Source organism: Sporosarcina aquimarina (assembly GCF_023715615.1).
Taxonomy (GTDB): domain Bacteria; phylum Bacillota; class Bacilli; order Bacillales_A; family Planococcaceae; genus Sporosarcina; species Sporosarcina aquimarina_A.
This window is the reverse complement of the sequence record NZ_JAMBOM010000005.1, coordinates 35,131-56,482: the sequence shown is the minus strand read 5'-3', so window position 1 is coordinate 56,482 and position 21,352 is coordinate 35,131. Positions and strand designations below refer to the sequence as shown.

16 protein-coding genes and 1 pseudogene are annotated in these 21,352 nt (G+C 42.2%); 11 read left to right on the top strand and 6 right to left on the bottom strand.

The genetic code is table 11. The features are described from left to right. Nucleotides 1–7 precede the first annotated feature (7 nt). The 7 genes from M3197_RS12760 (at nt 8) to M3197_RS12730 (ending at nt 7,716) form a co-directional block, all read left to right on the top strand. Complete coding sequence (locus M3197_RS12760) at nt 8–880, top strand: N-acetylneuraminate lyase (RefSeq protein ID WP_251661965.1); 873 nt, start codon at nt 8–10, stop codon at nt 878–880. 82 nt (nt 881–962) lie between these two features. Next, a complete protein-coding gene (locus M3197_RS12755; protein WP_251661964.1) occupies nt 963–2,456 on the top strand; it encodes a sodium:solute symporter family protein in 1,494 nt (497 codons plus the stop codon). Between the two features lie 101 nt (nt 2,457–2,557). Next, the gene (locus M3197_RS12750) at nt 2,558–3,469 is read left to right on the top strand and encodes an ROK family protein (protein ID WP_251661963.1); all 912 of its coding nucleotides are present in this window, start codon (nt 2,558–2,560) and stop codon (nt 3,467–3,469) included. Between the two features lie 20 nt (nt 3,470–3,489). Further along, nucleotides 3,490–4,329 carry a MurR/RpiR family transcriptional regulator gene (locus M3197_RS12745; protein WP_251661962.1) on the top strand — a complete coding sequence of 280 codons (840 nt, stop codon included), beginning with the start codon at nt 3,490–3,492 and terminating at the stop codon, nt 4,327–4,329. A 193-nt stretch (nt 4,330–4,522) separates the two neighbouring features. Further along, nucleotides 4,523–5,068 (top strand): DUF4358 domain-containing protein, encoded by a 546-nt coding sequence (locus tag M3197_RS12740; protein ID WP_251661961.1) that lies wholly within the window; start codon nt 4,523–4,525, stop codon nt 5,066–5,068. A gap of 59 nt (nt 5,069–5,127) precedes the next feature. Then, nucleotides 5,128–6,552 carry an MBOAT family O-acyltransferase gene (locus M3197_RS12735; protein WP_251661960.1) on the top strand — a complete coding sequence of 475 codons (1,425 nt, stop codon included), beginning with the start codon at nt 5,128–5,130 and terminating at the stop codon, nt 6,550–6,552. A gap of 39 nt (nt 6,553–6,591) precedes the next feature. Beyond that, nucleotides 6,592–7,716, top strand: a complete 1,125-nt coding sequence (locus tag M3197_RS12730; RefSeq protein WP_251661959.1) for a DHHW family protein — start codon at nt 6,592–6,594, stop codon at nt 7,714–7,716. 74 nt (nt 7,717–7,790) lie between these two features. Here M3197_RS12730 and M3197_RS12725 read toward each other — a convergent pair whose 3' ends face one another. Beyond that, nucleotides 7,791–8,285: a DinB family protein gene (locus tag M3197_RS12725; protein WP_251661958.1), complete on the bottom strand. Its 495-nt coding sequence runs from the start codon at nt 8,283–8,285 to the stop codon at nt 7,791–7,793. A gap of 266 nt (nt 8,286–8,551) precedes the next feature. Here M3197_RS12725 and M3197_RS12720 point away from each other — a divergent pair, with 266 nt between their 5' ends. Beyond that, nucleotides 8,552–10,504 (top strand): cation:proton antiporter, encoded by a 1,953-nt coding sequence (locus tag M3197_RS12720; RefSeq protein WP_251661957.1) that lies wholly within the window; start codon nt 8,552–8,554, stop codon nt 10,502–10,504. A 454-nt stretch (nt 10,505–10,958) separates the two neighbouring features. Here M3197_RS12720 and M3197_RS12715 read toward each other — a convergent pair. The 5 genes and pseudogenes from M3197_RS12715 to yfkAB form a co-directional block, all read right to left on the bottom strand. Further along, nucleotides 10,959–11,096: pseudogene (locus M3197_RS12715) on the bottom strand (transposase); the annotation flags it as partial. A gap of 374 nt (nt 11,097–11,470) precedes the next feature. Beyond that, nucleotides 11,471–13,216, bottom strand: coding sequence for a GMC family oxidoreductase (locus M3197_RS12710; RefSeq protein ID WP_251661956.1), 1,746 nt, complete (start codon nt 13,214–13,216; stop codon nt 11,471–11,473). Nucleotides 13,217–13,227: 11 nt separating this feature from the next. Then, nucleotides 13,228–14,076, bottom strand: coding sequence for a gluconate 2-dehydrogenase subunit 3 family protein (locus M3197_RS12705; RefSeq protein ID WP_251661955.1), 849 nt, complete (start codon nt 14,074–14,076; stop codon nt 13,228–13,230). A gap of 447 nt (nt 14,077–14,523) precedes the next feature. Then, nucleotides 14,524–15,885 carry a guanine deaminase gene (gene guaD / locus M3197_RS12700; RefSeq protein ID WP_251661954.1) on the bottom strand — a complete coding sequence of 454 codons (1,362 nt, stop codon included), beginning with the start codon at nt 15,883–15,885 and terminating at the stop codon, nt 14,524–14,526. Nucleotides 15,886–15,916: 31 nt separating this feature from the next. After that, nucleotides 15,917–17,032, bottom strand: coding sequence for a radical SAM/CxCxxxxC motif protein YfkAB (yfkAB, locus tag M3197_RS12695; RefSeq protein WP_251661953.1), 1,116 nt, complete (start codon nt 17,030–17,032; stop codon nt 15,917–15,919). A 264-nt stretch (nt 17,033–17,296) separates the two neighbouring features. On the opposite strand from yfkAB, the gene M3197_RS12690 reads away from it, so the two are divergent. From M3197_RS12690 to M3197_RS12680, 3 genes are read left to right on the top strand one after another with little or no spacing between them, the layout of a single operon-like run. Continuing rightward, nucleotides 17,297–18,268, top strand: a complete 972-nt coding sequence (locus M3197_RS12690; RefSeq protein WP_251661952.1) for a glycosyltransferase family 2 protein — start codon at nt 17,297–17,299, stop codon at nt 18,266–18,268. Next, entirely contained in the window at nt 18,246–18,626 is a 381-nt protein-coding gene (locus tag M3197_RS12685) for a GtrA family protein (RefSeq protein WP_251661951.1), read from the top strand. The genes M3197_RS12690 and M3197_RS12685 overlap by 23 nt, the downstream gene beginning before the upstream one ends. Beyond that, a complete protein-coding gene (locus M3197_RS12680; protein WP_251661950.1) occupies nt 18,626–21,241 on the top strand; it encodes a YfhO family protein in 2,616 nt (871 codons plus the stop codon). The genes M3197_RS12685 and M3197_RS12680 overlap by 1 nt, the downstream gene beginning before the upstream one ends. The last annotated feature ends 111 nt before the right edge of the window (nt 21,242–21,352 follow it).

The window sequence follows — 21,352 nt, the reverse complement described above, 5'->3', positions numbered from 1 at the left end:
GATAAGCATGAAAGGTATTTTTACAGCACTAATGTGTGCATTTGACGAGCAGGGCAATATTCACGAAAAAGGATTACGTCAGTTAGTACGTCATAACATCGATGTCTCTAAAGTGGACGGATTATACGTCAACGGAAGTACAGGAGAGAATTTCCTAATCTCAACAGAAGACAAAAAGCGGATCTTTGAAATCGTCAAAGACGAAGCTGGAGACCAAGTGAAGCTCATCGCGCAAGTCGGTGCACTTAACATTGATGAAGCTGTTGAACTTGCTAAATATGCGACAGAACTTGGTTATGATTCTTTATCTGCCGTTACACCGTTCTACTATAAATTCGATTTCGAAGAGGTAAAAGATTACTACAATATGATTATTAATAGCGTTGATAATACGATGATTATCTATTCGATTCCAGCTTTAACAGGTGTCAACATGAGTTTAGAGCAATTTGGTGAGTTGTTTGAAAATGAAAAAATCATCGGTGTTAAATTTACAGCGCCTGATTTCTATTTACTTGAGCGCCTACGCCATGCGTATCCAGAGAAGCTCATCTATTCAGGATTTGACGAAATGTTATTATCTGCAGCAGTTTTAAACGTGGATGGTGCAATCGGAAGTACGTTTAACGTCAATGGTGCACGTGCACGATCAATTTTTGACCTTGCTCGAGAAGGAAAAATTGACGAAGCACGAGAAATTCAAAAAGTGACAAACGATCTCATTTCAGGCATTTTAGCAAACGGTCTTTATCAGACAATCAAGGAAATGTTGAAAACTCAAGGAGTGGAAGCGGGAGTTTGTCGCAAGCCAATGAAACAACTTTCAGCAGACAAAGTGAAAGTAGCACAAGAACTTGCAACAACGTTTTTATCTAAGTGAAGAATAAAAGACTTCTGCTGAAGTCTTTTGAAGTACAAGTAAGCGCTTACCTATAGACAAAGAAAAGTTAGGGGGAAAAGGGATGGATGGGAAGTTTGCAGTAATAGATTACGTTATTTTGGTTGCGTATTTGCTTTTAATTCTTTACATCGGAGTTGCTGTTGCAAAAAAGGAAATGAAAGGGAAAGAGTTCTTTAAAGGAGACGGCAGTATCCCGTGGTGGGTGACGTCTGTAAGTCTTTTCGCAACACTGCTCTCTCCAATTTCGTTCTTATCACTTGCTGGGAACTCATATCTTGGAAACTGGCAGCTTTGGGCAGGACAAATTGGATTGTTCATCGCTGTTCCAGTAGCGATTTACTTCTTCTTGCCGGTGTATCGCAATCTCAACATCGATACAGCATATGAATATTTAGAAAAACGATTTGGCAAAGGCTTACGAATTATGGGAAGTTCTCTTTTCATCATTTACCAAGTTGGACGAATGTCAATCATCATGTACTTGCCAGCGCTCGCATTATCAGCAGTTACTGGTATTCATACTGTGGCAATCATTCTATTCATGGGGGTCATTGCGACAATTTACTCCTCAATTGGTGGCATTAAGTCCGTTCTGTGGACAGATTTCATCCAAGGGATTGTCCTAATAGGTGGCGGGGTTTTCGCACTCATCGTACTGATTGTCTCTGTTAAAGGCGGCCTTCCTGAGATTATGAAAGTCGGTGTCCAAGACAACAAGTTCTTTAGTGAAGCAGTAATCTTTGACCCGAATATCTTCAATGATAGCTTGTTCATCATTTTCCTTGGTGCTGGCTTATCTACATTGTTCTCGTACATTTCGAGTCAAGACATGGTACAACGTTATTTAACTACGACAGATTTGAAACAAATGAATAAAATGACCATCATGAACGGTGTACTTTCTCTAGGTACAGCAACTTTGTTCTTCTTTATCGGAACGTCACTCTACGTGTTTTATAAGCAAGCAGGTGGTGACATGCCTGAAGGTGCTAAAGATCTTATCTTTGCGAATTTCATCGTCACTGAACTACCAGCAGGAATCTCGGGATTACTAATTGCAGGACTCTTTGCGGCAGGTCAATCGACGCTCTCTACAGGTTTGAACAGTGTCGCGACTAGTTGGACATTGGATATCCAAAAGGTGTTACGTCCGGATATGACCGATGAAACAGGAACGAAAATTGCTAAAGCTGTCAGCATCATCGTAGGTGTTTTGTCGATTGTTTTTGCAATCGTTCTCGCATATTCTAACGTTAGTTCTGCATATGAATGGTTCAACGGTTTGATGGGTCTTGTTCTCGGTATTATCGGTGGTACGTTCACACTTGGCGTGTTGACAAAACGTGCGAATACAAAGGGAGCTATTGCGGGCTTCATCGTAACGTCCCTTATCGCTATCTACGTATCTTATTTCACAGACACGACGCTATGGGCGTATTCACTTATTAACCTTGTTTCATCACTCGTATTTGGTTACTTGTTCAGCTTGCTGTTTAAAGGAAAGAGTAAGGCAGAGGATTCTTCAGCACAGCTCACTTATTACGATCAAAAGTAAAGTCTATAAGAATCGTACGAAAGGACAGCGCCTGTATACTAGGTGCTGTCCTTTACCGTTTCAAATGATATAGTAAATGGAAGAGATAAGGGGGAATCACCATGTACATCGGGGCGATTGATATTGGCGGAACATCCATAAAAACAGCAATTTCAGATGAGTTTGGAAAGTTGATGAATCCTAAAGCATATCCAACAGAAGCGAAGAAAGGCGGTTCGCATCTCATGGGAAAAATCCTGATGATTTGTGAAGAGATGCAAGCAATACAAAATCTGAGTGGGATTGCGATTAGTTCAGCAGGACAAGTAGATACCGAGAATGGAACGATTATCTATGCCACAGATACGATTCCAGGCTATTCAGGGATGAATGTATGTGAGCAAGTGACTACGAAGTTCAACGTACCAGCTACGATGGACAACGATGTGAACTGCACAGCACTTGGTGAGCAATGGGTAGGTGCCGCCCGGAACGTCAACGACTTCTTGACTGTCACGCTTGGGACAGGAATCGGTGGTGCGTTGTTCATCAATGGTAGTTTATATAGAGGAGCAACTTTTTCTGGCGGTGAAATTGGTCATATGATTTTGCATCCGGGGGGGATTCCCTGTACTTGTATGCAAGCAGGATGTTATGAGCGATATGCATCCAGTGCCGCGTTAGCTGTTGCAGTTCAACAACAGTTTGGTGAGTTGGAGCTTCCTGCGTTTTTTGAAATGATCCGTTTAGGGAATGATGAAGCAAATGCCGTATTTGAAAAATGGATCGACGATTTGACTACAGGATTAGCGTCACTAGTGCTGATTTTGAATCCTTCAGTAGTTGTGATTGGTGGTGGAATTTCTGCACAAGGCGAGTTGTTGCGAGAAGCGATTCAAACGTCTCTCGAGAAGAAACTGATGCCGAATCACAAAAAAGAGTTATCTGTGGTTTTAGCGGAAAAAGGGAATGACGCAAATCTGTTGGGAGCAGTACGACACTTTTTGAACAACAATCCTATTCAGAACAACTAAGTGGACGGAGGACGATTTCTATGCAAACAGGACCCCTAAAAGGAATGAAACCTTCGGTGCTTATGGAGCAATATAAGCCACAGTTTACCAAATCCGAGCATAAAATCTATACTTATTTGACAGACAATGAACCCCATGTAATCTATCTATCCCTCACAGAATTGTGTGAGGCAAGCGGTGTAGCAGAAGCGACTGTCCTTCGTTTTTTCAGGAAGCTCGGATATAAAGGGTTCCAAGATTTTAAGTATTCCTATGCTCAAGAGTTGGCGGCTGATGCAACTTTACCAGAACACGGTACTTATTTGGACAAAATCCGCAATAATATGGTGAGGGCAGTCGAAGACTCCGCAGGACTTGTGGATGAAAAGGAACTGCAGCGAACAATAGAAGTGATGAAACAAAAAGAGAACATTGTCATCTTTGGCGTAGGGTCTTCAGGGATCGCAGGACTCGATATGCAAAGCCGATTGATCCGGATTGGTCGTCAAGCGACAGCTGTCATCGATCCGCATTTTCAAGTGATGCTTGCTTCTTCCTTAAACGAAAACAGTGTTGTCGTCGCGATTAGTATATCAGGCGGTACAAAGGATATCGTCGATTCAGTTAAAATCGCAAAGGAAAAAGGTGCGACAATTATTGTGTTGACGAACTACTTGAAATCACCACTAAGCCAATATGCAGATCATATTCTCCTAGGAGCGGCGAAAGAAAGCCCACTTGATAGCGGATCATTAGTATCGAAAATCGCTCAATTGTTTTTAATCGATGTACTTTGTACTGGGTTGGCTGTAAATGATGTAGAAAAATCAGAAGAAATCCAGTCTGAGATTTCTGCAAATATCTCGACAAAACTGTATTGATTATGATTTTTCATCAATCATTCACTCGTGATCACCAATCATCATTATAAAATAGAACTTTCTTGATTCAAGTAGAATTTTAGTGAAAGTATATCTGGAAGCCTTCATTTTTTCTAAATAACTATGAAACGTTTTAGCAAGTCATCCGACTAATCCTAATAAGAACGGACATTTAGTGAATCGAGGGGATTTTATGAAAAAGTTAGCAGGAATCGCAGTGCTATTCATGGCAGTCATGATGGCAGCTTGTGGTACTCAGTCTTCAGACGAACCAAATAAGAATCAGGCACAGGAAGTGAAATTTACAGATATCCTTTCGAATATTAAAGACGAAATTTCAGCAGATTTGAAAGATGAAGGCGTAGAGGATATGAGTCAAACCCATCAAGAAGCGGATTTGAAAGATACAGACGCTGAAAATTCTGTAGCAAATATTTGGATTGAAAAAATGAAGCTGAATCCTGAAATAGTCGCAAATGGGACAGTCATAGCGGCACTAATGAACGTCAATGCAGATGAGATTATCTTACTGGAAGCGAAAGATGAAGAACAGGTTCCTGAATTGAAAAAATCGCTTGAAAACGAATTGGCTTCACAAGTTCAAACTTGGGAGCGATACTTACCTGACCAATATGAAAAAGTGAAGAACAATAAGATTGTCACAAAAGGGAAATTTCTGTTGTATGTGACATATACAGATCCGGAAGCAATCGAGAAAGCATTCAACGAAAGTTTCTAACAAAGTAAAAGGCACAGTGTGTGCCTTTTTCTAATTGGTTTGGTGAGGGAGTGTCGCGCATGGTATTCAGCAGTTTAACGTTTCTCTTTTTCTTTTTGCCTCTCGCACTTTCACTTTATTACATCAGTCCACGCGCGATGAAAAACTTCACGTTGCTTGGTGTCAGCCTGTTTTTTTATGCATGGGGCGAACCTGTCTACATAATTTTAATGATTTTTTCTGTACTAACGGATTACATACATGGTCGTATTATCGGACGGTATCGAGAAAAAAAGCCACTCTATGCTAAATTGGGACTCGTGTCCTCACTCGTTGTAAATTTAGCTGTTTTATCATTTTTTAAGTATGCTGACTTTCTAATTGGAAGTATCAACTCAATCATTGGAACAGGCATTGAACCACTGGATTTACCACTACCAATCGGTGTATCGTTTTATACGTTTCAAACGATGTCCTACGCGATCGATGTGTACCGAGGGAATGTCCGACCGCAAAAGAATATCATAATATTTGCGCTCTATGTCTCCTTATTTCCTCAACTGATTGCAGGACCTATTGTACGCTATGAAACTATAGAGAAAGAATTGATGAATCGGACGTTTCAGCTCAGTCAATTTGCTGATGGTGTTCGGATATTCATCATCGGACTCGGTAAGAAGGTGCTGATCGCCAATTCGATTGGTCAACTGTGGGCTAGTGTTGAAAGTCAGGGTGTTTCAGACCTGACTGTATTAGCTGCATGGCTCGGCATTATTGCGTTTGCGTTCCAGATTTACTTTGACTTCAGTGGGTATTCGGACATGGCAATTGGTCTTGGGAAAATGTTTGGATTTAACTTCCCTACAAATTTCAATTATCCATACATCGCTAAGAATGCTTCTGTATTTTGGCGACGTTGGCATATTACACTCGGTTCTTGGTTCAGGGATTACGTTTACATTCCACTTGGGGGGAATCGAAAGGGACAGTTAGTGCTTTATCGGAATTTGTTCATTGTCTGGGGATTGACTGGATTATGGCATGGAGCCAGTTGGAATTATGTGTTGTGGGGATTGTATTTCGGAGTGTTGATTGGGATTGAACGCGCGGGTCTAGTCAAATGGCTGGAAAAGCTCCCACGTTTTGTCCAGCATGGTTATTTACTCATCGCCATCTTGTTCAGCTGGGTGTTATTCGTCTTTGAAGATATTAACGAAGGGATTCGCTATGCGCAAGTGATGGTCGGGCTGGGAGGGCGCCCCCTCTACGATACAGCATTTTTATATGATCTTTATACAAATGGTGTTTTGTTGCTCGTTGCTGGACTTTTATCAACACCGCTATTTACGCGCCTGTGGAAGCAGCTTGTCGAACGTAATGAAATTATTCGAAACGAATGGATCCAGACAGCTTTGCAGGTGTTTTTTTTCATGGCGATTCTCTTCCTATCGACTGCCTACTTAGTCGATGACTCGTTTAATCCATTCCTGTACTTCCGTTTCTAACACAATCTGAAATTCGAACAAGACAGGAGGGGAAGAACTGTGAAACGATTAAATACAATAATGATTGTCGTATTTGCCGTTTTTATTGGTGGGATTACATGTATGAATCTGCTAGCAGAAGACCAACCGTTTTCACAAGCAGAAAATCGTCCTCTTATGGAATTTCCCAAAGTGTCTCTGGACAGAATCACATCAGGAGCGTTTACAAAAGATGTGGAAACGTACTTGAGTGATCAGTTCGTTCATAAACGTTTTTGGACAAGCATTAAAGCATCTGCTCAAAAAGCTGTTATGAAAAAGGATAACAATGGCGTTTACTTCGGGGAAGATGGTTATTTGTTTGAGAAGTTCGAAACTCCTTCAGAGCAACTCGATGCAAATAGTGAGAGTATTTCACGGTTTCTGGAGAACACAACAGGCGTTTCGGTTTACGGACTACTTGCCCCGACCTCTATCGAAATGTATCCTGAAAAGTTGCCTAAATTCGCACAAACAGCTAGTGAAGCAAATGCTATTCAACGCATTGAAGAACAAGTGAGAGGCGAAATCAGTTGGATAGATGTAGCCAGCGCATTAAAAACGGCAAAAGAACATCCGATCTATTTCCGCACAGACCATCACTGGACGACACATGGAGCGTATGTAGCTTACCAGGCGGCAATGGAGAAAATGGGAATGGAGCCGGTCCCGTCAAATGAGTTTACCGTTCGTACTGTATCTAAAAACTTCAGAGGAACGTACGACGCAAAGGCGAATGACCCCTCAGTTGCTGCAGATGAAATCGACGTGTTTGAGCCGAAGTTTCATGTATCCTATGATGTCGACATTGACGATGGTCAATCGAAAATGGATTCACTATATGCATGGGAGTTTCTTGAAAAACGTGATCAGTATTCATTGTTTTTAGGCGGCAATCATCGCGCTGTAACCATCCATTCCAATGTGAAAAACGGACGAAAACTGATGATTATCAAAGACTCATACGCCCATGCGCTCGTTCCATTTCTAGCGAATCACTTTGAAGAAATCTATATGGTCGATTTGCGATATGACCATCGGAATATGGCACAAATCGTTAAAGAGAAAGGGATTCAAGATGTGTTATTTGTGTACAATATCGCTGGTTTTGCAGAAGACGAGAACTTGATTTGGCTACGCCAATAAAAAAAGCAAAAGAAAGGCCGAGACGTCTTCAAAGCATCTCGGCCTTTCTATCATTTCATAGTGCAATCTGGAACTTATTTTGTAACATTCATCGATTCTTTTACTTCTTGAATCTGTTCAATATGTCGTAATTCATGGTAGCCCACGAACGGAATCCATTGATCTAAGCTCATCTCGCCAAAGACAGGGTGGGGATACGATCTCTCCTTCAGCTGTTCAATGGGAACAGTGTCTTCGATTTGTTGTAGCAAGGTGTGGGATGCATTTAGTTTATCCTTCAACTCTGCAGCTGTAGCAAAGGATTCACCTGGTGTTGCAAAGTCGGGCGCTTCAACTTTTGTTGACCGATCGACTGTCCGCTCAATTGGTTTGTCGGCGGTTTCATGAGTTTCTCCCTTTGTAAGTTGCGATTGAATTGCCTTTGCAACGCTGGATTCCATTAAATAAAGATGCTCTAGCACTTGACGGACGGACCACTTGTCTTCAGAGGCTTTCCAGTTCAGCTCTTCATCGCTGAGACCATTTACTGTATCAAATAGTTTTTTGCGTGCTTCCTCATTCACTTTCATCGAATCACTCCTCCTAAACTCTATACCTATTTATACCATTCATTCAGAAAATTAAACCCTTAACTAGCTCTTGGATAGATATGAAATATTTACAAACTATTGCTTTTTAGTGTCTAAATCGAATCGTTTACCGTATAATTTTCTTGATGGAGTCGCTTAACATAAACATTCTTTAGGCACTTTCAAACGCTATAAAGTATTGTAAGTTAGAGCTTACTTGCAACAACAAGACATAAAAGTGAATCAGCCATAAAGAAGGTGAAGGAATGGAAATCTTTGAAATTATTTTGCTCATGCTGAGCGCAGTTTTTCTATCTAATGTACTCAATCGTTTTTTACCTACCATAGCAATTCCGCTTATCCAGGTCGCCCTAGGAATTGTATTAGCCATTCCACTGACCAATCATTCTCTAGAATTAAGTCCAGAACTCTTTCTGCTTCTTTTCATAGCCCCGATCTTGTTCAACGATGGAGTGAATGTAGATAAAAAAGCGATATGGCGAGAGCGTAAATCAATCCTATCTCTCTCGATAGGTCTGGTGTTTGTCACTGTTGGGTTGCTTGGAGGATTCATCCACTTATTGCTACCATCCTTACCATTAGCGGCCGCGTTTGCGCTCGCTGCTGCACTTGCGCCTACAGATGCAGTTGCAGTTAGTGCACTGGCAGAAAAAGTGAAAGTTCCTCATAAAATTATGCATACGCTCGAAGGAGAATCCCTGATTAATGATGCATCAGGACTTGTATCCTTTCAATTTGCAGTAGCTGCTTTAATGACAGGTACATTTTCATTGTTCCATGCTAGTACTACATTTATCGTCATTTCTATCGGCGGAATTATACTCGGCGCGGTGTTGAGTTTCTTGGAAATTGCGTTAATGAGACGACTTCGTGAACTAGGGATTGAAAATAGCACGTCGTTTATCCTCATGGAAGTACTCTTGCCATTTCTAATTTTTGTAATCGCAGAAAAAGTGGGAGTTAATGGTATATTAGCTGTAGTGAGCGGGGGGATTGTCCACTCACTTAGTTATAAGAAGCTGAATGTCGAAGTTGCTCAATTGAATTTATTGTCTAGAAATACCTGGTCAGTCATTACATTCAGTTTGAATGGAATCGTGTTTGTATTGCTAGGGACTCAACTACCAAGTATTTTGCAAACGATTTTAAATGATCAACACCTTGAAATCATCTCGCTACTTGGCTATATTTTAGCCATTACTATTGCCCTGCTTGGCTTGCGATTCTTGTGGATTGTTCTCTTTAATAACTTCCAGAAAACGACAGAATTTGTTAGCAAAAGAAGATTATCGGATACGCTCCTTTATACAGTTTCTGGCGTGAGGGGGACGATTACATTAGTCAGTGTACTCTCCCTTCCATTATTCTTAAGCGATGGTACGCCTTTTGAGGGGCGTGATCTGTTGCTGTTCATCGCCGCAGGGGTTATATTATTGACCTTATTGCTGGCTAACTTCACATTGCATTTGTTCGCACCCAAAGTAGAGGGAACTATGCTTCAACATGACAATGAGTGGGAAATTGAAATGCTTCGAGAAGTGAAAAAAGAATTAAGAAAACATAGGACGAGTGAGAACAAGAGAGCGATTAGCAAAGTAATTCGGATGTACAACGACCGGATTTTTTCTCTCAGTAATTTAAAGGAAATGAACAACGGTGAGCGCAAACTACGCCGGCTTATTTTAGAATGGCAGTTAGAAAATACACTGGACTTAGTAAGACAGCGCCGTATCCGTATCCAACTTGCATTCCCGGTTCTAAGAAGGCTGAACAAAAGACTTTATAAACTGACGAAAGATAAAAAGTACAGAGTGAATTCCTTCTACAGCCGACTTTTAAAAAGACATCTTCAAGGAATGCGTATGACACCGCTCACTCCAGATCAGCGTAAAGAGCAGCGGATGATTCTCTTGCAAAGCAACAGTCATTTCATAACCGAAAATTTGAAATCACTAGAAGCCGGTCAATTCTCAGCAGAACTGATTGAAGCCTTCCTGTTGAATTATGAAAGAATGGGTGGCTATGGTCTTCCGAGGGAAGCAGCTCATCATTTGCATGAATGGATCGACTTTGCACTCCATACTGAACGGAGTTACATCCAGACAGCATTTGAAAAAGGAGAGATTTCGAGAAGTGAGATGAGGCAATACCGAGAAAACCTATTAGCCATCGAAAGTAGCCTCCAACTGCAAGACTGAGGTGTGGGGATGGAAAAAGGACTGTAGACAAAAGAGATGAGAATCGATTTGATTTCCATCCCTTTTGTCTTTTTGCATCGTTGACTCAGGAAATGAAGGATGACAGGCCGTTGTTCTCCGTTCCGGACGGTCGCTTTCCGGGGGCTTGCCCTCAGCCTCCTCGTCGCTTCACTCCTGTGGGGTCTTCGCGCTGCGCTGATCCCCAGGAGTCGCCGTCCTGCATCAATCAACTGAATGTCCTAGGACACATTCACATCATTCAAGCAAAGAATGTAATTGGGGGCTTCATGTCCAGCTGGCAGGAATAACTAGATGTAGCAGAAGACTTCGATATGTAGTCCAGGAAGTGTAGAGAAATGTAAAGAGACAGTTCAAAGTGTTTTTGCCGATGCTAAGGAGAAGCATGGTATGCGATGGATAACCCTAAGAAGGCTATTGTATTGAATGAATGACATTTAATGAGAACAACAGAATCTATGCGGGATCTTCCGATTAAGGAATATAGATCTGCAACCAATGGATAAATGAAGGGAAAATCAATTGCTGCCTCTAATTTACGGACTATATGGTCTTGCCGAACTAACTGTTAGATTCAAAGCATCTCCGTCTGTTTTCGTTGTTTGATTTGATTCTTCATCATCATTTCCAGTACCTCATTTGATAGTTGGGAGATCCTGTTGATTGTAGCGGAGAGCGGCGACTCCGGAGGGATAAGCGAAGCTCGAAGACCCTGGACTGAGCAAAGCGAGGGAGATGAGTGCTGCCTTAATTTCAGCCAAGTTCGCTAAAATACGGCAAATCGAACTCTCCGTCGTTCGATTGGCTGAGAGCAAGCCCCTCGGAAAGCGTCCGCTCGCAGCGGAAATCAACTATTCATTGTTAATTCTATTGTAAAAGAAAAAGGCTGTGGGCAAGCCCCATGATTTATGGAGTTTGTCTACAGTCCTTTTACTATTAGTTAATGTATTATGCCTTTGCGCCTTGTTTTTTAGGTTGTGTTAGAAGACCAGGTTCTTTCAAGTACTTGATAACCCCTTCTGAAGCGCGGTACGAAAGGGCACCGATTGTTGCAGTAGGGTGGTGACCACCGAATTGTGGGAACGCAGATCCGCCGACGACGAATAGGTTTTCCATATCCCACAGCTGCAAGTAGTTATTAATAGCAGACGTTTCGGGATCTTCACCCATACTAACGCCACCAGCGTAGTGTCCACCATCATAAATATGGTCGAACTCTTCAGGGATGCTATCTGGGTCGACAATATCCGCACCCATATTTTTCATGATTTCCGTACATTTTTCAATACCGAATTTAGCCATGGCTTTATCATGATCTGTATACTTGTTCGTGATTCGAAGCAATGGATCTCCGAACTCATCCGTATATGTTGGATCGAGAGACGTATAGTTGTGCCACCATGACATAACTGCTGGGGTATACCAAGCAACTAAGCTACGATTTGTGTAGTGGACAGATTTCTCTTTAAATTCAGGACCCCAGCCTTTTGTCCCTTTTGGAACACTGTTCGTTGCAATCGGTCCATGCCCATACTGACGTAATTCAATGCCGCCACCGTTGATGAAGTCGAGATCAGTGTGGTCGAAATTATCGCCAGCGAAGTCACTTAAAGTTCCACCGAGTGCTCCAGCGCCCATGAATAGGTTGAATTTCTTTTTATCGAAGAAGCCGCGTGCTCCTAGGAAAGTAATGTTGAATTGACCATTGAAGTTACGGCCAATAACGCCCTTACGCGTGACAGGATCATATTGCTCACCGATTTTCGAAAGCATGAGAAGTCGGTTGTTTGTGAATGAGAATGCCCCAAGCACAACGACATCTGCTGGCTGAATATATTCAAGACCTGTTCGAAGGTCGACATACATCACGCCTGTAGCTTTACCATTTTCGTGCAACACACGACGTACAAGGGAATTTGTACGGATTTCACAGTTACCTGTTTTAATCGCTGTCGGGATTACGGTTACGAGAGGATCTGATTTTGCACCAAAGTCACAACCATACTCCGTACAGTATGAGCAAAACATACATTGAGCAATGGTTTCGCCGTCTGGATTTTTATACGATTGTGAAAGGTTGGCAGAAGCTACTTGATAAGGATGATAGCCCATCTTTTTCGTTGTATCTTTAAACAAACGGACTGCTGGTGATTCCTTCATTGGAGGGTTCGGATAATCGTTTGATCTCTTGTCGCCAAGTGGATCCGGTTCTCCAGAAATCCCCGCTGTTTTTTCCCACTTATCATAATAGGGTTCCATCTCATCGTACGTAATACCCCAGTCACGAATAATCATGCCTTCAGGAATTTTCTTTTCGCCATAACGCTCAACAGTTTTTGAACGAATTTCGAAGTCGATCGGTCTCCATCGATACGTAGCTCCAGCCCAGTGGACACTACCTCCGCCTAAGTCGGTTCCTGCCATCATTTCATTTCTTGTACGAACCGGCAAAGCCTCTTCGTCCAATGTATTTCGTGATGTAATCGTTTCAGGAGCTAGGTTCTGCATCATTTCATAGCGATCTGAAAAGCGAAGTTCGTCCTTTACACCCACATAGTCCCCACGATCTACAGGTTTTCCTCGTTCGAGTGTTACGACTTTATGTCCTGCTTTTGCAGCTTCGGCAGATACAATACCGCCAGCCCAGCCACTACCTACAACAACCACGTCTACTTTTTCTAATTTTTTAGCCATTTAGTTTCCTCCTAGCCCCACATTTCTTGATAATCGCGTAGGCTTTCCTGCTTCATTACTGCGAATTCTTCATCTTCAATTTGTCCAAGATACCCCATGCGAGGTCCAGGGAATTCTTTCATCTTCCAGCCTGCCATATTACGATTTCCACCATAAACAGGGTCTGCGTACGCACCTTCAATGGTTGTTTGCAGCAACAGGTTAAAGAAAACAGTTGAATGGATACCGTTCATACGAACTTTTCCTTCTTCTAACATTGTCAGGATTTCATCCATTTGTTCACCTTCGAGTTCAAAGAATTTCTTCTTATGCTTCGACTGTGCTGTAGCTTGAAGCGTCTTGACGCCTTCTCTAAAGATTTCCCCGCGATTCATACGAGTCTGATAGCGTGGAGTGGGTGCGGCTACTTGAGTCACAGAGTTAGGTCCTTGCTTATTCTGGTCCTTGCTTTGATCCTCATAGTAGGCAGCTTCCTGATTTTGCGGGAAAGGTCCCTTCATGTATTCTTTTGCGTTAGATCCCCAGTCACTAGAGAGCTGACGGTCGATGAAATAAGGAACTCCAAGACCAATCGCTCCAGGACCTAGTTTGTCCTCAGGGAAAAGACGTTCAGTCGCAGCAGAAATCGTTTCGAAATCTTCCGTTTTACTGAAAAAGGTACGGGCTTCCATGTCCTTGTTCTCGGACGTAGCAGGCTTTTTATCAGTCGCAGGTTGCTTTTTCATCTGATTCGTAATCAAACCACCGAACAAACCACCACCGACTAAACCACCGGCAAGGAGGCCCGTATTCTTCATGAAATTACGGCGGCTCATTCCTTTTTTGTCTTGCGTATTTTTTGGACCTTGCGCTTTAGACATTACTTTCTCCTCCTTTTTTTGGTTTGTAGATATACCGTACGTCACCCCTATAGCTGATCTTCAGTGATGTAAAGTTGGATTCGTAACTTCATATGAGAAATAGATAATTAAAAAAAGAAATAAGTTCATCCATCAAAGAAGACATCCAAGGAAGTGCTAACTAAGTATAATGCTACAGCGTTTAAGTATAACCTTTCTTAAAGCGAATATCTCGGTTTACGAAATAAATTATTCAATATGCCTATGAAGATGGTGGAATGCACATTAAATGGGAAAATAAGCAAAAGTAACGGGATTTTGTAGCTGATTAGTACTATTTAGCTCTTGTGATAAACAGTATGTCCTGTAAAACGAAGAGTTAAGCAATTATTGTGGAAAAATTATGAGTTTCATACAAATTTCTGGCTAACTACAACTAAAGATCCTTTGAGGATCCGTGCAACTAGTTCACACACGTGAATGAACTAGTTGGCCTTGAACCCACACATCCCGAATATTTTCAGGTCGTACCAGGTACATCATCTTTTGAAAAATATCAAGTAGAGGTTCGTTTGGATCAAATAATGGAAGCTTTGCTGTCGAGATTGTAGGGTCCACGCATTGGACATCCCATGCATAACCTTCTTCAAGACGTCCTATAGGCAGACTCAAACTCGCTCCACCACCGGCAGTCACCAAGTGGAATGCTTCTGCAATCGTAATGCGAGAATCGTCTACACCACGTTCTTCAGCACGTACGCTAGGATTTACACCATCTTCTAACATACGGGAAGACATGACTGCTTGACGAGAATTATCGTAAAGACTTGGAGAAAAACCTCCGGAGATATCCGAACCTAGTCCGATATCCACACCCATCCGTGCAAATTTTGCAATAGGAATGACGCTATTCGCAAAGTACGCATTAGAAACCGGACAGTGGGCTATCGCACTACCTGTTTCGGCGAACAATTTTGCATCATCATCAGAAAGGAAATTACTATGGGCCATTACGGACTTATCCTGTAACAATCCAAAGTCGTTTAAAGCCTGTGCATCGTTTTTCCCAAAACGCTGTTGGACATGCTGATGAGCCCAATCGCTTTCACTACAATGTGACTGAATATGTGTATCATACTTGGCTGCAAGCGCACCAAGGCCTTCAAGGACCTCATCTGTACATGTAGGGATGAATCTTGGGGTTACAACTGGATAGACTCCTTGCTTAGTCGTCTTGGCAATCTTCTTCACTTCTAAGATAAATTCTTCAGTGTCTTGTAACGCAGACTGTGTACTTGAATCTCGATAAAATTCAGGACATTCTTGAACTAAATCCATCACAACTTTTCCAACAAGAGCACGTTGACCACGTTTTGCACAAATTTCCGCTAGTAAAACACTGGCTTCTTTGTGAACTGTCGCAAAGTAAAGAGCCGTGGTTGTACCGTTTGCGAGAAGCGTGCTGACCACATCTTCATAAACTAATTTTGCATAGTCAAGATCTGCGAATTTTGCTTCAGAAGGGAATGTATACGTGCTTAACCAATCATGGAGAGGAATGTCCAGTGCTGTTCCGGCTTGTGCCCATTGAGAAGCATGTATGTGCAAGTCGACAAAACCAGGAAGCAAATAGGACCCCTCATCAATCTTTGTGAAAACATCTGTATGTAAATACTCATTGAGCACTTCTTCGTAATCAGACTGGTCGGGGCGTACGATACGTTCGATCATACCGTGTTCGTCAATACAGAACAGGCAATCTTTTAACACCTCTACCTCTTTTGGTGACTTACTTGTAAAGGCTGTTGCTAAAAAAACGTTTGTATACATAATTGATGGTCCCCCTTCTTATTGTTTAAGACTAATATACCATTACAGATTTCCTGTTTGTAAAGTCGATGTCCTTATAATAAGCATTCTTAACAAGCAAATTAGGTCCTAGACAACGAACAGCCGGGCAATGACAGCTAACAGATTTTGCGAGCGGATGCTGTTGCCACGTTTCATACATTTCCGGTAGGTTCTCATGTTGAATATTACCGAGAGGTGGCACGTCTCCGAAATCAGTGACAATGACATCTCCAGTGAAGATATTGACGTTCAAGCGGGATCGTCCATCGGGATCATTTCGGACCGACACGTTAGGACTCGCTTTAAGTTGAGCCAATAGTTCCTGATCTGCAGCGGTTGGACTGCAAGAATAGAAAGGCAGCGTACCAAACAGCATCCAAGTGGAAGGATCACGGAATTGAAGGATTTCTTTTATAGCTGTGCGGGTTTCGTCCAATGAAAGGACTTCCAGAGTTGAAGCGAAGTCACTTGGGTACATCGGGTGTATTTCGTGTCGAGCACATTTCATTTCGTGTACAACTTGTTCGTGAATTTTTTGTAAGTGAGGAAGCGTTCTGCGATTCAACATGGTTTCTGCGGAGACCATTACCCCTAAGTCTGCCAGTGCACGGCTGTTTTCAATCATCCGCTGAAATTGTTCTGCACGACGTTCAAAAGAAGGGATGCGTTCCATATTGGCAAACCCACCTTCAGCAAAATCTTCAACGGTACCCCAGTTATGGGAAATGTGAAGAACATCGAGGTAGGGAGCGATCATTTCGTAACGCTCAAGTGGCATCGTCAAATTAGAGTTCATCTGGGTACGAACGCCACGTTCGTGTGCATATTTAAGGAGAGGCAGGACGTAACGTTCCACCGACCGTTTTGAAAACATCGGTTCGCCTCCGGTTAAGCTAATTGTACGTAAATGAGGGATTTCCTCTAATCGCTGGATAAGCAACTCTATCGGAAGCGCGTCGGGGTCTTTCGGTTGAAGCATATAGCCAACCGCACAGTGTTCGCAGCGCATATTGCACAAGTAAGTCGTCGTAAATTCAATGCTTGAAAGAACTTGGTGTCCGTGGGTATCCACGTCTAAATAAGCTTCCCAAGGATCTTGGGAAATCATGTCATTAGTTGAAATCATAAGTCAAACTCCTATCTTCTAAATGTACCTAACTAAGTATGCGCTGAATCAGAAGACGATGCAATAAGAGAACAAATTCGCAGAACAAGGTGAAAATTCTTAGTGGTAAGAATGGACCGTTTCAGTGCTTCATAGGAAACTGATTACACAAATGTATCATTCTGAACAAACTCTCTCTAAATCTCTAAAAAAAGTGATATTTCTACGAAAAACGGGTATTAGTAGGAAAGCCGTTGGCACAAATTTAGAAAGCAGGTGCACAGAATGAAGCAATTGTTTATTTCATTCGTCATCCCTTCATATAATGAAGAAGGCAATATTTTTAACATGATGAAAGCATTGAACGAAATCATGTCGTCAAGTGGGTTACCTTATGAGGTGTTATTTGTAGATGATGGAAGTGAGGATAAAACCATGGACGAAATCCGTGGGGCACTAATCGATTATCCAGAAGTGGAATATGTATCCTTTACACGCAATTTCGGGAAAGAGGCTGCCATTTTGGCGGGCCTTGAATATGCAAAAGGGGATGCCGTGATATTAATGGATGCAGATTTGCAGCATCCTCCAGAATTGATTCCCCAATTGATCCGTGGATATGAAGAGGGGTATGACCAAGTCATTGCGAAGCGTAATCGGAAAGGGGACTCACCAATTCGTTCTTTGCTTTCTCGCGCTTACTACTGGGGAGTGAACAAAACTATCGAAGTTGAGTTACATGATGGCGAAGGGGATTTCCGTTTGCTCAGCCGCCGCGCGGTCGATTCGTTGTTGCAGCTCAGTGAAGGAAATCGTTTTTCTAAAGGGCTCTATTCATGGATTGGATTGGAACAGAAGACGATTTGTTATGACAATGTCACACGACAACATGGTGAGACGAAGTGGTCATTTAAGCAATTGCTCAACTATGCAGTCGACGGTATTGTTTCATTCAACACAAAACCGTTGCGCTTATGCTTCTATGCAGGAATATTAAGCATGTTTTTAGCTATCTCATATATTGTGTTTACATTAGCTGATATTGCAAGAAACGGCGTGGACGTACCAGGTTATTTCACGACCATATCAGCAGTACTCTTTCTTGGTGGTGTCCAATTACTATCTCTTGGAATCATCGGGGAGTATGTTGGAAGGATTTACAATGAAACAAAAAAACGCCCCCATTATCTCGTCCGTCGGACAAGCGCCGCGGTGAAAGGAAAACCAGTCTCTCATGCCAAAATTCGAAGTTCGTGAATTCATCACATTCGCCATTGTTGGCGTTATTAACACAGGAACCTATTATGCGTTCTACTTGTTTGGATTAAAAGCGCTAGGACTTGTTTATATGGTTGCGCATTTCAGCGCAGTCATTTTAAGCATGATTATTTCGTTTTTCTTGAATAGTTATGTGACATACAAAGTAAAACCGACGTTAAAAAAGTTTTTAGTCTATCCTGTGACTCAACTCGTCAATATCGTGGTGACTGCTGTGTTGCTCTACATTCTAGTGGACATATTGCATGTGAACAGTAGCATCGCACCATTAGGAGCATTGATCATTACAGTTCCTGTGACATTCGTTGTGACTGGAAAGGTGCTGAAGGCGTCATGATGACGAAAAAGAGTTGGACTGGACTTGTTGTGGTGAGTGTACTCACCGCTATAATTGCCCATGGGTTCATGCTATTGGAATGGATGCAAGGGAGCTACGTCGTAGGACCGAATGATGGTTTGTCACAAATGATTCCGTTTAAACATTTTCTGTACGAATCTATGAAAGAAGGAAATTTCTTTTACTCCGAACGCTTCGGATTAGGGGGAGGGACATTTTCCCAACTCGGTTATTATTTTTCTACATCTATAGTGTTTCTAGTAACTGCAGCGATTACCGCGTTTTTAGAATGGATTGGGTTGTTGGCAACACCTGATCTTCAATATTGGGCGGACGTTACCGTTTTTGTCAGCATCATTCGTCTGTCAGTGATTTTGATCATTACAACACTGTTCTTCCGATTAATTGGTTTAAAAAACAGGTTCTCTTATATTGCCTCAGTCATTTATGGAATCAGTATTTTGTATTTCCGACATGTAACGTATTGGGAATTCTTTGCAGATGCTATGTTGTTTTTGCCACTATTACTCATAGGTGCAGAGCGAATTATGCGCGATGGAAAACCAGGTTGGTTCATTGGAGCAGTCGCGCTTAGTATGGTGGACAACTTCTACTTTGCATATATTAACTTCCTATTAACATTCATATACATAGTTTTTCGGTGGTTCATACCTTTAGTGGACGGTGAACTGAAGCGAAAGCACCAAATCGCATTTTTTTTAGTGGGTGGAGTGCTCGGAGCCGGGATAAGTACGCCATTTTTCGTTCCAGCAGTTTATGGATATTTGAATAACTTCAGACCCCCATTTGAAGGGGAAATCCCTCTTTTCGACATGACAGAAAATATATTGTCCGATGGCAAGTTGGTTGTCATACCTGCGTTTGCGATCATTTGTTTATTTCTATTCCCGATGTATAAAAAGAATGTGTATCGGTTGTTTGCAATAATGACCGTACTGTTAGCGGTGATGCACGCATCTCCTGCCGTTGGAAGTGTGTTCAACGGATTATCCGCACCACAATTTCGCTGGGAACACATGCTCATGCTAGTTGCTGGAGGAGTAATAGCTGTTACGCTTCAAAATTGGAAGGTAATCCAACTAAAGCATGCAGGCATTGCGGCATTAGGAACGATTGGACTCTACATGTTATTTTCAGAATTAGAGTTAGAAGGAAAACCGAGTTTGTATGCAGACAGTTTAGAAATGATGGCAGTCATCACGTGCGCAATTGCGATCTTAGCTACTGTACGCCAATTTAAGCATTGGGACATAGCGTTGTGGATCGGGATTGTTGCGTCTAGTTTAATTACGGTGAATTTATTTCAAGAGGAGAAGTTGACAGGAAATCATCCAAAAGTGGAACAAGTTGAGGGGCAAGGGATTCCAAAGTCCTTTTTCACAAGTGATTCCTATAACGGGGAAGCATCACGTGAACTTGTTCAGCGGTTGACGGGACATGAAGAAGATCCACTTGCTCGTATCGATTGGATGATCGGCACACGTAATAACACACCGATTGTCCAGGATTTTTTAGGGACGAGCATTTACTCCAGTATTTTGAATCAGCACTTGTTACATTTTTACTTAAACGATTTGTCGATCGATATGGGACGGGAGAGTGTTAGTCGCTATGCCGGATTTGGAGGTCGGGCAAATCTATATAGCATACTGAACGGGGTGTATGCGGTTCGTTCAGACAAGGGGAATCCGGTTCCGTTTGGCTTTGAAGAAGTTGAGCAAAATGGTGATTTCAAAGCATTTGAAAATGAACACCGTCTTCCATTTGTTCGGACAACGAATAAGGTTTATACAGAAGAAGAGTTGGAGGAAAGTCCTGTGCTTGCACGCGAGCATGCCATGTTAAATGGAGTGATCTTAGAAGAATGGGATGTCCGATCACAAACTTCCCCAGTTGTAGAAAATTTAATGGATCAAGTTACTGTACAACCTGTACAAGCGAAGTACAAAAATGACAAGCTTGTTGTTACAGGAAAGAACGGCGGTATCGATTTGAAAGTCTCGGACGTCCATCTATTGAAAGAGGACACCTACATTTCGTTTTACTTAGAACGCTTAACTGCAGATAAAGGCTTTCACTTGAAAGTGAATGAGTATAAAACGACCCGTAAACGAGCGGATTCGATATACCGCACGCGTGTCAATGACATAACGATCCGGGTTCCGTCTGAAGAAACGATTCGAATTCGTGTTCCTAAAGGGACGTATACATTAAGTGATTTAGCACTTTACGCTGAGGATTATTCGACACTTGAGGAGGCTGAGCGAAAGAACGAACAGACTTCTCCAGCTAACGTTGAGTGGAGCGGAGGACATGCAACCGTTAAGCTCGATAATTCGAACGGAGACAGCTTGGCTGTAGTGCCAATTCCATTTGAAAAAGGGTGGACAGCGAAAGTGAATGGTGAAAAAGTGTCTGTGTTGAAAGCGAATTATGCGTTTACGGGTATCCCGATTGAAGCGGGGCTCAATACAATTGAAATGTCCTACCGGCCACCTTACTTCGTGGCATCACTGATGATCAGTTTCCTTGTGCTAACAGGATTGTTCGTCTGGATGATTAGGAAAAAGGGACACACTCCTTTCGCAGACTGATGCGGAAGGAGTGTTTTCATCATAAGCAATTATGTTGTTAATCTCTGTGTTGAGCGAGCGCTCAGTCTGCGATATAATTGAAGTATCATATGGACTGGAGCTGTTAATCTA